Source organism: Microbacterium murale (genome assembly GCF_030815955.1).
In the GTDB taxonomy this organism is placed as follows: Bacteria; Actinomycetota; Actinomycetes; order Actinomycetales; family Microbacteriaceae; genus Microbacterium; species Microbacterium murale_A.
The window spans coordinates 4,041,575-4,057,691 of sequence record NZ_JAUSXK010000001.1 but is presented as its reverse complement, the minus strand read 5'-3'; the positions used below and the strand labels follow the sequence as shown (position 1 = coordinate 4,057,691).

Sequence of the window (16,117 nt, the reverse complement as noted above, 5' to 3'; positions counted from 1 at the left end):
CGCCGAGGGTCGCAGGAGTGGGAGAATGGAGGGGATATGACTCTCGCTCCCGCTCCCGCCCGCGCTCTGCGCATCGGCCCGATCGACCTCGACGTGCCGGTCGTGCTCGCACCCATGGCGGGCATCACCAACACCGCGTTCCGCCTCCTGTGCCGTGAGTACGGCGCCGGCCTCTACGTCAGCGAGATGATCACATCCCGCGCATTGGTGGAACGCAACGACACGACCATGCGGCTCATCCGCCACCACGAGAGCGAGACGCCGCGATCGATTCAGCTCTATGGCGTCGATCCCAAGACCATCGCCGAGGCCGTGCGGATCATCGTGGCCGAGGATCACGCCGACCACGTCGACTTGAACTTCGGATGCCCCGTACCCAAGGTCACCCGTAAGGGCGGGGGAGCAGCGCTGCCGTGGAAGAGCAGCCTCTTCGCGGAGATCGTCGAGCAGGCGGTGAAGGCCGCCGGAGACATCCCACTGACGGTCAAGATGCGCAAGGGCATCGATCCCGACCACCTGACGTTCCTCGACGCCGGCCGTGCCGCGGAGGATGCCGGGGCCGCCGCGGTGGCGCTGCACGCCCGCACCGCGAGCGAGTTCTACTCCGGCCACGCCGACTGGAACGCGATCGGCGAACTGAAGCAGGCCGTCACCAGCATCCCCGTGCTCGGCAACGGCGACATCTGGTCGGCCGACGACGCCGTGCGGATGATGGCGGAGACCGACTGCGACGGTGTCGTGGTCGGTCGCGGATGCCTCGGCCGTCCGTGGCTGTTCGGCGATCTCGCCGCAGCTTTCGGTGCCGAGTCGCGCCCTGTGGATGCGACCCTCGGCTTCGTCGCCGATGCGTTCCGCAGGCACGCGCAGTTGCTCGTCGAGTTCCTCGAGGATGAGGATCACGGATGCCGCGACATCCGCAAGCACGTCGCCTGGTACTTCAAGGGCTATCCGGTCGGCAGCGACGTGCGAACGGGACTGGCCACCGCCCAGAGTCTTGCTCACATCGACGACCTGCTCGGTCAGCTCGATCGTGACGCACCGTACCCCGGCGCGGATGCCGAGGGACAGCGCGGCCGTGCCGGTCGCCCCAAGCGTCCAGCGCTGCCGGACAAATGGCTGGAATCGCGCGATGTCGCCGCGGACGCCGGGGAGATGCTGCGCGGAGCAGAGATCGAGAACAGTGGTGGTTGAGCCTTCCACGGGCTCGGGCGCTGCACGGGCCGATGGCTACCAACCGCGAGACACCGAGCGCTTCGTCGCAGAGCAGCACCGATCCGAACGCGATGATTTCGCGCGCGACCGTGCACGGGTACTGCACTCCGCGGGCCTGCGTCGCCTCGCGGCGAAGACTCAGGTGCTGAGCCCCGCGAGCACCGCCGACTTCGCCCGCAATCGCCTCACGCATTCACTCGAGGTGGCGCAGGTCGGCCGTGAACTCGCGGTCGCACTCGGTGTCTCGGCCGACGTCGTCGACACCGCCTGCCTCAGCCACGATCTGGGGCACCCCCCATTCGGGCACAACGGCGAACGCGCTCTGAACGAGTGGGCAGAGCCCATCGGCGGATTCGAGGGCAACGCGCAGTCGCTGCGCATCCTCACGCGCCTCGAGGCGAAGGTCCTCGATGACGATGGGCGCTCCGTAGGACTGAACCTCACGCGGGCGAGCCTCGACGCCACCTGCAAGTATCCGTGGACCGTGGACAGTCCGCTGCCTGATCCTGGCGGGCGTCTGAAGTTCGGCGTGTACCCGGAGGACGAGGGCGTGTTCCGCTGGATGCGCGAGGGCGCACCGGGGCGTCTGCGGTGCATCGAGGCGGAGATCATGGACCTTTCCGACGACATCGCCTATTCCGTGCACGACTTCGAGGACGCAATCGTCAACGGATACCTCGATGTGGCAGCACTCTCCGACCCGAAGGAGCACGATGCGCTCGTCGGGCGCGTGCAGCAGTGGGTCGGCTACGACTTCACCCGCGAGGAACTCGCCGACGCGTTGTACCGGCTGACGAGCCAGCCGGTGTGGCTGAAATCGTTCGATCGCTCGCGGCGCGACCTTGCCGGTCTGAAGAACCTCACTAGTGACCTGATCGGCCGTTTCGCGCGTGCCGCCGTCGCCGCGACACGCGAGACGTATCGCGGGCCTGTTCTCGCCCGCTACAGCGCCCACGTCGTCGTGCCGCGGGTCGTGGAGGCGGAGATCGCCGTACTCAAGGGGATCATGGGCCAGGCGATCGTGACGATCGAGGCGCGAAAGGGCGTATACAAAGAGCAACGACGAGTCCTCAAGCGACTCGCCGACGCGCTCTGGTCGACGGATGCTCTGTGGACGGCGGGAGCCGACGTGCTCGAGCCCGCGTTCGCCGCGGACTTCCATGACGCAGGGACGGATGCGGAGCGCGCGCGGGTGGTCGTCGACCAGATCGCGAGCCTCACGGACCAGACCGCCCTGGATTGGCACAGCAGGCTCGTCGGGGACGTCGACCCTGCTGAGGTCGGGATCTGGTCCCCACGCCACGTACGGCCCCGCCCTCGGGCTCAGGACCCTCGTTCCCAGGACACCGAGCGGGTCGTCGCCGAAAGGGCGAACTGATGCCGAGGATCCGCCAGGCAGACGTCGACGAGGTCAAGTCGCGTACCAACATCGGCGACATCGTCGGCGAGCGCGTCGCGCTGAAGTCCGCCGGCGTCGGCTCCCTCAAGGGCCTGTGTCCTTTCCACGACGAGAAGAGCCCCAGTTTCCACGTGCGCCCGCAGGTGGGCTACTACCACTGCTTCGGCTGCGGAGAGTCCGGCGATGTCTACTCGTTCCTGCGGGAGATGGACCACGTCAGCTTCACCGAGGCGGTGGAGCGCCTCGCCGGTCGCATCGGGTACACCCTGCACTACGAGGATGGCGGGGCCGCACCGGAGAACAGCGGTCGAAGCCGGCTCTATGCGGCGAACACTGCGGCGGCGGAGTTCTTCCGCGGTCAGCTGCTCTCCGCAGAAGCCGAGACCGGGCGGAAGTTCCTCGGTGAACGCGGCTTCGACGCCGGCGCCGCAGCCCACTTCGGGGTCGGCTACGCCCCGCGCGGATGGGAAGGGATGATGAAGGCCCTCACCGCGCAGGGATTCACGCGTGACGAACTGCTCGCGGCCGGACTCGTCTCGCAGGGGCAGCGCGGGGTCTATGACCGGTTCCGTGGACGCCTCGTATGGCCTATCCGTGATGTGACCGGCCAGACGATCGGTTTCGGCGCGCGCAAGCTCTACGACGATGACCAGGGTCCGAAGTACCTGAACACTCCGGAGACCATCATCTACAAGAAGGCTCAGGTGCTCTACGGGCTCGACCTGGCCAAGCGCGATATCTCTCGCGGTGATCCGCGCCGCGTCGTGGTCGTCGAGGGGTACACCGACGTCATGGCGTGCCATCTTGCGGGACTGACGACAGCCGTCGCGACCTGTGGCACAGCGTTCGGCGCCGAGCACATCAAGGTGCTGCGCCGCGTGATGGGCGACGACAACGCCTCAGGCGAAGTGGTCTTCACCTTCGACGGCGACGAGGCGGGCCAGAAGGCGGCGCTGCGGGCTTTCACGGAAGACGACCGCTTCAACGCGCAGACCTTCGTCGCCGTGGCGCCGAACGGGCTCGACCCATGCGATCTGCGGCTGCAGCGCGGTGACGCCGCGGTGCGAGGGCTGATGGATGCCAAGGTGCCGATGTTCGAGTTCGCGATCGACCGCAGACTCGGGGGCTTCGACCTCGCGACCGTCGAGGGGCAGGTCGGCGCTCTGCGCGCTGCGGCCCCGATCGTGGCCGAGATCCGTGATCGTCTGCTCCGCCCGGGCTACGAGCGGGTGCTCGCACGACGCCTGGGCATGGACCCCACGGAAGTGCGCGCAGAGGTCGAGCGCGCCGCACGGGGGGCGAGTCAAGCGCCGGCACGACGCGATCCGATGGAGACTGCGCCGGATAGTTCCGGTCCGGCGACGGTCGCACCTGTGACGCTGGCGAGCCTGCCGCGCACGGCGGACGTCGCGCTGGAGCGCGGCGCTCTGATGGGTGCGCTGCAGTACGGCCATCAGGTCGATCAGGACACGCTGGCACGTGCGTTCGAAGCGTCATTCCGCAACCCGGCGCTGGAGGCGATCCGGGAGGTCATCATGGCTGTCCAGGACCGTACGCGTGTCGGGTGGGCGATGGATGCGGTGAACGCCGTACGCGAACCGTATCGTTCACTCGCGGGGGAGTTGCTGATGTCTCCGTTCCCCGCGCGCGACGAGCAGGGAGCCGTCGCGTCGACGGCAGACCTCTGCAGTCGCTTGATCGTGCGTGATCTCGACCGCGAGAAGAACGAATTGCTCAGGGCGCTTCAGCGAGTCGCTGCCGACTCCGACGGAGGACGCGCATTGGGCGTTCGCCTGCGTGACCTCAGCATCGAGCGTCAGCGCTTCACCGAGTCGTAACGGCTCGGCGCACAGGATCCGGGGGAGGATGGAGCCTATGTCCCGCAGGCAACACTCCTCGAACGCGATCGACTGCTCCGACCTGGTCATCGATCGGATCGGCCACGGCGCTCCGACCAGAGCCGTCGATGGAGTGACCTTCGGCCTGCCCCCCAGCGAGCTGATCTGCGTCGCCGGTCCCACCGGATCGGGCAAGTCCACGCTGGTCGCAGCGCTTGCGGGTTCCACCGACCCATCGGTGCGCATCGTGGGCGGCAGTGCCGAGGTCTGCGGTGTGAACGTGCGAAAGCCTGGCCGTCGACACCGCGAACTGACCTACCTCACCGGTTTCATCCCGCAGGGTGCCGGTGCGGATCTTCCGCCGACGCTCACGGTGAGCGAAGTGATTGCCGAGCCCATTCTCATCCGAGAGAAGCGCGTCAACAGCAAGGCGCTCTCGATCCGTATCGCGACGCTGCTCGATGAGCTGCACCTGCCGCTCGGGACGGCGGCGAAGTTTCCGTACGAGCTCAGCGCGGGGATGCGTCAGCGGGTCGCGATAGCTCGAGCCTTCGTTCTGGAGCCCCGAGTGCTCATCGCTGATGAACCGCTTGCCAACCTTGATCTGGAGGTACGGCCGGTCGTGTTCGATGCGATCACCAGGCGCCGGAAGGAGCAGGGGATGGGGGCGCTGCTCGTCACCAACGACGCCGCCTTCATCCGCGAGCTCAATGCCGAGACGTTGATGCTGCGTGCCGGTCATGTGGTCGCCCGCGGGGTGGGCAAGGATCTGCTCTGGGTTCCCAACGCCGAGGCGGATTCACTCGGTCGTTGAGCGGTTGTCGACACGCCCGAGAGGGGCACTCAGTGTCACGAGCACCCCTGGGTGTTTGCTAAGATTGTGGAGTTGCCTCGGCGACGACGCCTGATCCCCAATAGCTCAATTGGCAGAGCAGCCGACTGTTAATCGGCAGGTTATTGGTTCGAGTCCAATTTGGGGAGCCAGACCAGAAGGCCCCGTCTTGAACGGGGCCTTCTGCATTCGGTGCTTGTGAAGTCCTCGGTTGTGACTGCATGCAGAAGAGGCCCCGCCCTCTCGGGCAGAGCCTCTCGTGCATATCAGCTGCTGGTCAGCGGGCGGCGCCGGCGAGCGAGCCGGTGACCTCGAGCGAAACCTCGGGGTCCGCCGGGTCGGGCTCGTAGATGACGCACTGCACGAGACGGTCGTCCGCCTGCGTCCAGGTCTGCTCGGTGGGGGTGAGCCACCAGAAGTCGAGTGCGGAGTCGTAGTAGTCGATACCGACGAACTCGCTGAACGCGGGGACGCACTGCGCCTCGACCTCAGCGGTGATCTCCTCATCGGTCGGAAGGTCGCCTTCCGCAAGCTCGAACTCGAAGAAGACCTCGTCCGCGTGCGGCTCGGAGCAGGGAACGACGTCGGCGTCCGTGATCTCGCCTGTGGTGTCGCTCGCCGGCATGCAGTCGCCGACCTTGAGCGAGAAGATGTCGATGGTGTCGCTTTCGGTGACCTCACCGGTCTCCTCATCGCGCTGAGCGTCGTTGCCGCCGCCCACGATGAGGTTGTTGAGCGCGCTGCAGCCGCTGAGCGCGACACTCAGTGCGACGGCTGTTCCGGCCAGCGCCAATGCGCGTCGGTTGCGCAATTTCATCATGTGATTCCCCTCCGAGGACTTGTCTGCGGCGGGCACCGATGTTCCCGCCCCCAACCGAAAGGTACTCATAGTGAACCTGAGACGCAACTTTGAATCGGTTATGCAGGAGCTGTACGGGCTCAGGCTTCGAGATCGTCGATTCCCGGCATCCAACTCACGCCTGGTTTGCCCCAGCCTCGCTTGCGGGCGATCTTCTGAACAGTCTTCCAGTCGGAGTCGGAGATTCTGTCGACGTAGAGGATGCCGTCCAGGTGATCGAATTCGTGCTGCATGATGCGGGCGCGCCATCCGTCCACCTCGATCCGCACGGCCGTGCCATCCAGGTCGACCGCGGTGACGAGCACCCGGTCAGCACGTCGCAGCGGGAATCGCTCGCCCGGAAACGACAGGCAGCCTTCGGATTCCTCGTCCGGGTCAGGGGAGCCCGGCTCCGGAGGAGACATCCACAGCACAGGGTTGATGAGCACGCCACGCCATGGCTGATCGTCGTCATCGACGTACGAATACGTGTAGATGCGGAGTGGTACGCCGACCTGAGGGGCCGCGAGACCGACGCCGGGGGCGGCATCCATCGTCTCGAACATGTCGGCGACCAACGTGCGGATCTCGTCGGTGATCTCACCCACGGGCGATGCGGGGGAATGCAGAACAGTGTCGCCCATGATGCGAATCGGTAGAACAGCCACGCCACAACCCTACTGCGAGCCGTGCGCCCGGTAGTGTTTCAGTGTGAGTGCGGGCGCGTGGATGACATCGGCGGAAGTCGGCGACCAGCTTGTCGGTGCCTTCCAGAACCCAGGGCTGCTTCTCGGCATCCCTCTCGCATTGGCCGGTGCGGTGTTCATGTCGCTCGGAGCGCAGTATCAGCACCGCGGCGTCGAGAAGGTCGAGCGCCTCAGCGGAGCTGACGGTGCGAACGGACTGAGCGTCGAGCAGCTCAAGAGACTGCTCACCCGCCCGTCATGGATTCTCGGCACGCTCATGCTCGGGCTCGCCATCGTGTGTCAGCTCGCCGCGCTGTCCGTCGCTCCGCTGATCGTGGTGCAGCCGCTCGGGGCCATCGCGCTCGTGATCACCACGTTGCTCAATGCGCGGGTATCCGGCCACGCGCCCACCAGAAGATCGCTCATCGCCATCGGGGCGTGCGTCGGCGGCATCTTCATCTTCGTGTTCTTCGCGGCGATCTTCGCCGTCGAGCAGGACATCACCGATCGTGAGCTTTTCGTGATCCTCGCGATTCTGCTCGTCGTGATCATCGTGCTCGGTGGATTCTGGCTGGTCCTGCGCCACAGGATGCGGGCGCTGTTCTACGTGGTCGGAGCCGGCATCCTCTACGGGTTCGTTGCGACGTTGGCCAAAGCCGTCATCAAGAGGGTGCAGGCGGGGGAGTTCGACTGGGTGACGCTGGTGTGCGTGATCGCCCTCGTCGCCGCGTCAGCAGTGGGAGCCTACTTCGTGCAGACCGCCTACAGCTCTGGCCCACCCGACCTGGTGATCGCCGGCCTGACAGTCGTCGATCCGATGATCGCGGTGCTGATCGGAATGCTCGTGCTCGGCGAAGCCGCCGCTGCGCCGCCGTGGGTGCTGGTGTGCTTCGGCATCGCGGGCGCGATCGCCGTCTGGGGCGTGGTCGGACTCGCGAGATATCACCCGCAGGTGCTCAGCGAGAGCCAGGAACTCGGCATCGTCCGGGGGAGCGACGACTCAGGCTCAGAACCAGAGAAAGATCAGTAGGCCTGATCGATGAGGTCCTCTGAGACCTCTGACGCCGCCGCCTGATCCACGAAGAAGATCGTGCGCTTGCGCCCCTTGGCGCCCGCTGCGGGCACATTGGTGTAGCTGGCACCAGCCAGCGCGAGACCGAGCGCTGAGGCCTTGTCAGCGCCGGTGAGGACCAGCCAGACGCGTTTGGAAGAGTTGATCACCGGTCGCGTCAGCGTGACGCGCTCAGGCGGCGGCTTCGGGGAGTCGCGAACGGGCAGTACTGCAGCATCCGTCTCGGTGACCTCGGAGCGATCGGGGAACAGCGACGCGATGTGTCCGTCGGGACCGACGCCGAGGAAGCAGACCGCGAACGACGGCCAGGCGTGCTCCTCATCGCTGAACTTCGCGAGTTCCGCGGCGTACGCCTCGGCGGCTTCGTCGAGCGTGAGACCGCTGTCGGAGGCAGCGATCTCATGGATGTTCTCCGAGGGCACCTGGATGTGATCCAGCAGCGCTTGGCGCGACTGCAGGGCATTGCGGTCCTGATCGTCACGGGCCACGAAGCGCTCATCGCCCCACCAGAAGTGCACAAGGGACCAATCGATCCGGCTAACCTTCGAATGCGCGGCGACCGCACGGAGAACCGCGCTGCCCATCGATCCTCCGGTGAGGGCGACATGCGCGATCCGGCCGCTCTTCGTGCGCGCCTTCACGCGCATGAGGAACCGGTCCGCGACCCGCTCGGAAACCTCTGCGGGCGACGTCTCGACGACGACCAGCTTCTCGGCGGATGATGCCTGCATGTCGCTCACTCTCCGGTCTCGGGCGGACCCAGCTTCTCCCAGCCCTCGGTGATGACTCGACCGTACAGGACATCGGGATCCAGGCGGCGCAACTCCTCTGCCAGGCACTCCCGAAGCGTGCGACGAGGCAGATGCAGGTCGTGGTGCGGCTGGCCGGGCTGTGTGAGCACGGCGTCGCCGGGGACGGGGCGCTCCAGCAGGATGTCGCCGCTCGCACGACTGAGACGGACCGACTTGATGCCGTGGTCCCATTCTTCGCGCTTCTCGTACGCCCATCGGACCGGAACGTCGAGGGCGAGCTGCAGCCAGGCCGCGAGCAGCGCAGTGGATGGCGAGGAAGCCGCACCGCGAACCTCGGCGGCCGTCACATCTTCGAACGGCGGCTGGTCGAGCACTGCCGCGAGCTGTTCGCGCCAGTGGGTGAGACGGGTCCATGCAAGGTCGGTGTCGCCGGGAGCATGGGAGCGCCCGAGGGACTCGATCTGCGCACGGACGTCCTTGGCGGTGGCGGCGTCGGTGATGCGGCGTTGGGCGATGCGCCCGAGCGGGGTGGCAGAAGGCTCCTCCGGAGCGTCATCCGGCCACCACGCGACCACGGGAGCGTCTGGCAGCAGAAGGCCGGTGAGGAGGCTCTCCTCGTTGCTGGCAGCGTCTCCCTGCGCGCGGAGCACGACGACCTCGCTCGCTCCGGCGTCACCGCCGACGCGGATCTGCGCGTCAAGACGTGCGTCGCCGTCGCGTTCTGTGAGAACGATCACGCGCATCGGATGCTCACGCGAGGCGTCGTTCGCCGCCTCGATGGCTTCCTCCACCACGCTCTCTCGCGCGGAGATGACCAGCGTCAACACACGGCCGAGTGCGACCGCGCCGCCCTCTTCGCGCATCTTGACGAGATGCTTGGCGACCTGGCTCACGGTCGTGTCGGGAAGTTCGATGATCACGGTCGTCTCCAGACTCGTCCGTCGCGGGCAAGGAGGGCATCAGCGGATGCCGGACCCCAGGAGCCGGGGGCGTACTGCTCCACCGGCGTCTTCTGCGATGCCCAGTACTCCTCGATGGGGTCGAGGATCTTCCAGGACAGCTCGACTTCTTCATGGCGCGGGAACAGGGGCGGGTCTCCGAGGAGCACGTCCAGGATGAGCCGCTCGTATGCTTCAGGGCTGGCCTCGGTGAAGGCGTGACCGTATCCGAAGTCCATCGTCACGTCGCGGACGTTGCTGCCCGCGCCGGGAATCTTGGATCCGAACCGGATCGTGACGCCTTCGTCGGGCTGCACGCGGATGACGAGAGCGTTCTGACCGAGCTCAGCCGTGTTCGTCCGCCCGAAGAGATGCTGCGGTGCGCGCTTGAAGACCACGGCGATCTCCGTGACACGCCGACCGAGCCGTTTGCCGGTGCGCAGGTAGAACGGAACATCCGCCCAACGCCGCGTATTGATGTCGAGCTTGATCGCGGCATACGTCTCCGTGGTCGACTCCGGATTCATCCCGTCTTCGTCGAGGAAGCCGGTGACCTGTTCGCCGCCCTGCCAACCGCCGGCGTACTGGCCGCGTGCGGTGGCGAGGGAGAGGTCGTCGGGAAGAGTGACCGCTGCGAGCACCTTCTCCTTCTCTGCGCGCAGGTGCTCAGCGCTCAGGCTGATCGGCTCCTCCATCGCAGTGAGTGCGAGAAGCTGCAGCAGGTGATTCTGGATGACGTCACGCGCAGCGCCGACGCCGTCGTAATACCCGGCGCGACCACCCACTCCGATGTCTTCCGCCATCGTGATCTGCACATGGTCGACGTAGTTGCGGTTCCAGATCGGCTCGTACAGCTCGTTCGCGAAACGGAGCGCGAGGATGTTCTGCACCGTCTCCTTGCCGAGGTAGTGGTCGATGCGGAAGATCGCATCGGCGGGGAACGCGACCTCGAGTGCCTCGTTCAGGTCGCGAGCCGAATCGAGGTCGTGGCCGAACGGCTTCTCGATCACCACGCGGCGCCAACGCTCGTCTCCGTGGTCGTCGCCGACGAGTCCGGAGTCCTTCAGCTGCTTCGTGACGATGGGGAAGGACTTCGGAGGAATCGACAGGTAGTACGCGTGATTTCCCATCGTGCCGCGTTCGATGTCGAGCTTCTCGACGGTATCGCGCAGTTTCACGAAGGACTCAGGATTGTCGAATTCGCCCGAGACGAACCGGATGCCCTGCAACAACTGTTGCCAGGTCTCCTCGCGGAACTCGGTGCGCGCGTGCTGCTTCACCGCGTCGTAGACCACTTGGGCGAAGTCCTGGTCTTCCCAGTCGCGGCGGGCGAAGCCGACGAGGGCGAACCCGGGCGGCAGCAGTCCGCGGTTCGCCAGGTCGTACACCGCTGGCATGAGCTTCTTGCGCGACAGGTCACCGGTCACACCGAAGATCACCAGCGCGCTGGGACCTGCGATGCGATTGAGGCGACGGTCGTCTGGGTCGCGCAGCGGATTGTGGCCGCGTGATACGGGAACGGACATCGGCGGGGGATTCTCCTACGGACTACTTCTGGGCGGCTTCGAACAGGGCGAGGACGTCAGCCGAGTCTTCTGTGATCGTCAGTGAGACGACAGGGCGACCATGCTCGGCGAGCACGCCGGCATCGCCGGCAGCCTGCGCCTGGATGAGCTGACCGAATGTGAACGGACGCTCGGGGATCTCCAGATCGACGTCGGTGCGTTCCAGGATCTGCAGGAACACGCCCTGGGCCGGACCACCCTTGTGGTACTGACCGGTCGAATGCAGGAACCGCGGTCCCCAGCCGAACGTGGTCGGACGACCGGAATCGGCCGCGACCAGTTCGCGCAGGCCCTGCAGCTGCGGCAGCTCGAGACGGTTGACGTAGGCCTGGATCGACACGTACCCGTCTTCCGGCAGCTGTGCCCAGAGTGCGTCCAGCACAGCCTCGATGTTGCCGGAGGCGGCAAGAGCCGGATCCGACACGCGGACCTCGATACCGCTCTCGACGAACGCGGGGGCCGTCGGCTCCGGACGCGCATCCAGCAGCCCGCGGGTCGCGACCTTGGCCGACTCGACGTCCGGCTGGTTGAACGGATCGATTCCGAGCAGGTAGCCGGCGATCGCGGTGGCGTACTCCCAGACGATCAGGTTCGCACCGAGCGATCCGCTCACGAGGATCTCGCCCTGATGACGCTCACGCAGGTGGAACTCGTTCGCATCGTCGACGAGCCGCACGATCTGCAGGTCGGCGGGGACATCATCCAGCTCCGGCGAAACGGGGAGCAGGACGACGGGCAGGATGCCGGTGCCGTCCTTGCCGGTGGACTCGGCGATGAGCTGCTCGATCCAATCCGGCAGTCCGTTGATATGCGTGCCGTCGGTGATCAGACCCAGCTTGTCGCGACGTGGATTCGTGCCGGCGATGGCTGCGCCGAGGCGCAGCGCCGGATTGTCGGCTGCGTCGACGGCGACCTGCAGCAGCGTGGCCTCAGCCTCGTCGAGCAGCTCGGAGATGTCGGCGCCGGCGAGGCCGGACGGGACAAGGCCGAAAGCGGTGAGGGCGGAGTAGCGACCGCCGACGTTCGGGTCGGCGTTGAACACGCGATAGCCCGCTTCGCGCGCAGAGGCGTCCAGAGGCGAGCCCGGGTCGGTGACGACGACGATGCGTTCAACGGGATCGATGCCCAGGTCGCGGAACGCCGCTTCGAAAGTGCGGCGCTGAGAATCGGTCTCGACGGTGGAGCCCGACTTCGATGAGACGACCAGGACGGTCTGCTCGAGGCCCTCGTCCAATGCGGCGAGCACCTGTCCTGGCGCCGTCGAATCGAGGATCGTGAGTGCCACACCGGCGGTCTGCGTGATGACCTCGGGCGCGAGCGATGATCCGCCCATGCCGGCGAGGACCACGCGGTTCACACCTTTGGCGTGCAGCTCATCGCGGAGCGCGACGATCTCCGGAACCAGGGGACGTGACACCGAGACGGCCTCGACCCATCCGAGACGCTTGGCCGCCTCTTCTTCGGCAGCTTCGCCCCACAGGGTCGAGTCGAACCCGGTGATGCGGGAGGCGATCAAATCGCCGACCAGCCGGGGAACGACCTCGTCGATCGCGGACTTCGCCGCGCCCGAGGCGTGGATCGAGAACGTCATCGCTGAGCCTCGAGCCCCTCGGCCACCTGGGTGAGCAGGTCATGCCAGGAGTCGATGAACTTCGCGACGCCCTCATCTTCGAGCACCTGAGTGACATCGGCGAAGTCGACGCCGACCTTCTCGAGTCCGGCGAAGACCTCACGGGCCTCGTCGTAGCCACCGGTGATCGTGTCGCCGGTGATGACGCCATGATCGAAGGTGGCCTGGAGGGTCTTCTCCGGCATCGTGTTGACGACGCCCTGCGCGACGAGCTCGGTCACGTACAGGGTGTCGGGCAGCGCCGGGTCCTTGACACCGGTTGAGGCCCACAGCGGACGCTGCGGGTTGGCGCCCAGAGCGATGAGATCCTGCGCACGCTTCTCGGCGAACTTCTTCTCGAACAGTTCGTACGCGAGGCGTGCGTTGGCCAGACCGGCTTTGCTCTTGAGCGCGAGTGCCTCATCTGTGCCGATGGCTTCGAGGCGCTTGTCGGTCTCGCTGTCGACGCGCGACACGAAGAAGGACGCCACGGAATGGATGCTCGCCAGATCGAAGTCGCCGCTGTGTGCGCGCTCGAGCCCGGTGAGGTAAGCATCGATGACGTCTGCGTAGCGCTCGAGGCTGAAGATCAGAGTGACGTTGACGCTGATCCCGTTCGCGATCGCTTCAGTGATCGCGGGAAGACCGGCCTTGGTCGCCGGGATCTTCACGAGCAGGTTCGGGCGGTCGATCTTCGCCCACAGCTGCTTGGCCTGAGCGACGGTTCCCTCGGTGTCGTGCGCGAGGTCGGGGGAGACCTCGATCGAGACACGGCCGTCGACGTGTCCGGACTGCTCCCAGACGGGACGGAACACGTCGAGTGCGGCGCCGACGTCCTGAGTGGTGGCCGCGAAGACGGCCTCCTCGGCGGTCGCACCGGAAGCGGCCAGTTCGGTGACCTGCGCGTCGTACGACGTGTCGTCGGGGTTGGTGATCGCCCCGGCGAAGATGGTCGGGTTCGTGGTGACGCCCACGACGTTGCGGGACTCGATCAGCTCGGCGAGGTTGCCGGAATTGATGCGGGTGCGGGAGAGGTCATCCAGCCAGATGCTGACGCCTGCGGCTGCGAGGTCTGCGGTGGGGGTGCTCATGCGTTCTCCTTGACAGTTGCGCGTGCCGCCTCGACGACGGCCTCGGTGGTGATGCCGAATTCCTGGAACAGCGTCTTGTAGTCGGCGGATGCGCCGAAGTGATCGATAGCGACGGAGCGGCCGTTGTCGCCGACGATGCCGCGCCAGGTGAGGTCAGAACCTGCCTCCACGGAGACACGTGCGGCAACCGCTGCCGGCAGGACCGACTCGCGGTATGCGGCATCCTGTTCGTCGAACCACTCCAGCGACGGAGCGGACACGACACGGGCGTTGATGCCGTCGGCTGCCAGTGTCTCGCGAGCGGCGACCGCGAGCTGGACTTCGGAGCCGGTGGCGATGAGGATGACGTCCGGCGTGCCGTTCGGCGCCTCGGCGAGCACGTAGGCGCCCTTGGTCGCGTTGTCGGCTGACGCGAAGGTGTCGCCGGATGCCGCGCCTGCTCCGCGTGCGAACACCGGGATGTTCTGGCGCGTCAGCGCGATACCAGCGGGGCCCGCGTGGCGGCGAAGAAGCTCGAGCCAGACGACCGAGGTCTCGTTCGCGTCTGCCGGCCGCACCACGGTGAAGTTCGGGATGGCGCGCAGTGTCGCGAGCTGCTCGATTGGCTGGTGGGTCGGACCGTCTTCGCCGAGCGCGACGGAGTCGTGCGTCCAGACGAAGATGCTGGGGATGTTCATCAGCGCGGCGAGGCGGACCGACGGACGCATGTAGTCGCTGAAGATGAGGAAGGTTCCGCCGAAGGCGCGCGTCGGGCCGTGCAGCACGATGCCGTTGATGATCGCGCCCATGGCGTGCTCGCGGATGCCGAAGTGCAGCACTCGCCCGTAGGGCGAGCCGGACCATTCATGGGTGGACCACTCGGACGGGATGAACGATTTCGCGCCCTTGATGGTGGTGAGGTTCGATTCCGCGAGATCGGCGGAACCGCCCCACAGCTCCGGCAGCTCGGCAGCGAGGGCGTTGATGACCTGGCCGGAGGCTGCGCGCGTGGAGACTTCCTTGCCTGCTTCGAAGACAGGCAGGGCGGAGGCGATATCGGCGGGAAGGTCTTTCGCCTCGAGCCGGTCGAGCAACGTCTTGCGCTCGGGGTTCGCGTCGGCCCAGGCGTCGAACGACTTCTGCCAGGCGGCGCGGACCTCGGCGGCGCGGTCGGCGAGAGCGCGGGTGTGCGCGATCACGTCGTCTGCGACGACGAAGGTCTCCTCCGGGTCGAACCCGAGGACCTTCTTGGTCGCGGCGAGCTCGTCGGCGCCGAGCGCTGAACCATGGATCTTGCCGCTGTTCTGCTTGCCGGGCGACGGCCAGCCGATGATCGTCTTCAGGATGATGAGCGACGGCTTGTCGGTCTCGCCCTTCGCCGCCTCGACGGCCGCGAACAGCTCGGCGACGTCTTCGACGTACTCGCCGCTCTTCTTCCAGTCGATCGTCTGCACATGCCAGCCGTAGGCCTCGTAGCGTGCGGCGACGTCTTCGGTGAAGGCGACATTCGTGTCGTCCTCGATCGAGATCTGGTTGGAGTCGTAGAAGGTGATGAGGTTGCCGAGCTGCTGGTGACCGGCGAGCGAGCCCGCCTCGCTGGTGATGCCCTCCTGCAGGTCGCCGTCGCCGGCGATCACGTACACGAAGTGATCGAACGGGCTCGTACCCGCAGCGGCCTCAGGGTCGAACAGTCCACGCTCGTAGCGGGATGCATAGGCGAACCCGACGGCGGATGCGAGGCCCTGGCCGAGAGGACCGGTCGTGATCTCCACGCCCTTGGTGTGCCCGTACTCGGGGTGACCAGGCGTCTTCGATCCCCACGTGCGCAGCGACTTGAGGTCATCGAGTTCGAGTCCGAAGCCGCCCAGGTAGAGCTGGACGTACTGCGTCAGCGAGGAGTGGCCCGCGGAGAGGATGAAGCGGTCGCGGCCCAGCCAATCGGTGTCGGTCGGGTCGTGGCGCAGAACGCGCTGGTAGAGGAGGTAGGCGAGAGGCGCGAGGCTCATCGCCGTGCCAGGGTGACCGTTGCCGACCTTCTCGACGGCATCCGCCGCCAGAATCCGTGCGGTGTCCACCGCGCGCCGGTCAATCTCTTCCCACTGCAATTCCGACAAGGTCATGCCCTTTCCAACGGTTACGAGGGCGCCCGAATTCCCTGCGCCTCCGCATCGTCACGGACAGGAGCACAGCGCCGGGCGCGCGAGTGATTTCAGCATAGCGGGCTTGGTTCATTCACATTACGTCGCGTGATATGTGAGGAAACGGACGCCGTGACGTCATCCGCGCGAATACCCGTGGCCTAGAAT

The 16,117-nt window shown here is 66.4% G+C and carries 13 protein-coding genes and 1 tRNA gene; 6 read left to right on the top strand and 8 right to left on the bottom strand.

Annotated elements, in window-relative coordinates:
- Positions 1-36 precede the first annotated feature (36 nt).
- From dusB to QFZ46_RS19700, 5 genes are all read left to right on the top strand, one after another.
- Complete coding sequence (dusB, locus tag QFZ46_RS19720) at positions 37-1,191, top strand: tRNA dihydrouridine synthase DusB (protein ID WP_307364325.1); 1,155 nt, start codon at positions 37-39, stop codon at positions 1,189-1,191.
- The gene (locus QFZ46_RS19715) at positions 1,184-2,590 is read left to right on the top strand and encodes a deoxyguanosinetriphosphate triphosphohydrolase (protein WP_307364322.1); all 1,407 of its coding nucleotides are present in this window, start codon (positions 1,184-1,186) and stop codon (positions 2,588-2,590) included. The genes dusB and QFZ46_RS19715 overlap by 8 nt, the downstream gene beginning before the upstream one ends.
- Positions 2,590-4,449: a DNA primase gene (gene dnaG / locus QFZ46_RS19710; RefSeq protein ID WP_307364320.1), complete on the top strand. Its 1,860-nt coding sequence runs from the start codon at positions 2,590-2,592 to the stop codon at positions 4,447-4,449. Before QFZ46_RS19715 ends, dnaG begins: the two co-directional genes overlap by 1 nt.
- Positions 4,450-4,486: 37 nt before the next feature.
- Positions 4,487-5,263: an ATP-binding cassette domain-containing protein gene (locus QFZ46_RS19705; protein ID WP_307364317.1), complete on the top strand. Its 777-nt coding sequence runs from the start codon at positions 4,487-4,489 to the stop codon at positions 5,261-5,263.
- A gap of 94 nt (positions 5,264-5,357) precedes the next feature.
- A tRNA-Asn gene (locus QFZ46_RS19700) sits at positions 5,358-5,433 on the top strand.
- Between the two features lie 125 nt (positions 5,434-5,558).
- Here QFZ46_RS19700 and QFZ46_RS19695 read toward each other — a convergent pair.
- Entirely contained in the window at positions 5,559-6,101 is a 543-nt protein-coding gene (locus QFZ46_RS19695) for a septum formation family protein (protein ID WP_307364314.1), read from the bottom strand.
- Positions 6,102-6,220: 119 nt separating this feature from the next.
- Positions 6,221-6,787, bottom strand: coding sequence for a peptide deformylase (def, locus tag QFZ46_RS19690; protein WP_307364312.1), 567 nt, complete (start codon positions 6,785-6,787; stop codon positions 6,221-6,223).
- A 61-nt stretch (positions 6,788-6,848) separates the two neighbouring features.
- On the opposite strand from def, the gene QFZ46_RS19685 reads away from it, so the two are divergent.
- Positions 6,849-7,835 carry a DMT family transporter gene (locus tag QFZ46_RS19685; protein WP_307364700.1) on the top strand — a complete coding sequence of 329 codons (987 nt, stop codon included), beginning with the start codon at positions 6,849-6,851 and terminating at the stop codon, positions 7,833-7,835.
- On the opposite strand, the gene pgl is transcribed toward QFZ46_RS19685, so the two are convergent.
- Genes pgl through tkt form a run of 6 tightly spaced genes read right to left on the bottom strand, consistent with a single transcriptional unit; the run spans position 7,829 to position 15,931 of the window.
- Positions 7,829-8,608: a 6-phosphogluconolactonase gene (gene pgl, locus QFZ46_RS19680; protein WP_307364310.1), complete on the bottom strand. Its 780-nt coding sequence runs from the start codon at positions 8,606-8,608 to the stop codon at positions 7,829-7,831. The genes QFZ46_RS19685 and pgl overlap by 7 nt on opposite strands.
- Positions 8,609-8,613: 5 nt before the next feature.
- Positions 8,614-9,549 carry a glucose-6-phosphate dehydrogenase assembly protein OpcA gene (locus QFZ46_RS19675; protein ID WP_307364308.1) on the bottom strand — a complete coding sequence of 312 codons (936 nt, stop codon included), beginning with the start codon at positions 9,547-9,549 and terminating at the stop codon, positions 8,614-8,616.
- Positions 9,546-11,093, bottom strand: a complete 1,548-nt coding sequence (gene zwf / locus QFZ46_RS19670; protein ID WP_307364306.1) for a glucose-6-phosphate dehydrogenase — start codon at positions 11,091-11,093, stop codon at positions 9,546-9,548. The genes QFZ46_RS19675 and zwf overlap by 4 nt, the downstream gene beginning before the upstream one ends.
- Positions 11,094-11,115: 22 nt before the next feature.
- Entirely contained in the window at positions 11,116-12,723 is a 1,608-nt protein-coding gene (locus tag QFZ46_RS19665) for a glucose-6-phosphate isomerase (RefSeq protein ID WP_307364304.1), read from the bottom strand.
- Entirely contained in the window at positions 12,720-13,832 is a 1,113-nt protein-coding gene (tal, locus tag QFZ46_RS19660; RefSeq protein WP_307364302.1) for a transaldolase, read from the bottom strand. The genes QFZ46_RS19665 and tal overlap by 4 nt, the downstream gene beginning before the upstream one ends.
- A complete protein-coding gene (gene tkt, locus QFZ46_RS19655) occupies positions 13,829-15,931 on the bottom strand; it encodes a transketolase (RefSeq protein WP_373457661.1) in 2,103 nt (700 codons plus the stop codon). Before tkt ends, tal begins: the two co-directional genes overlap by 4 nt.
- Positions 15,932-16,117 lie beyond the last annotated feature (186 nt).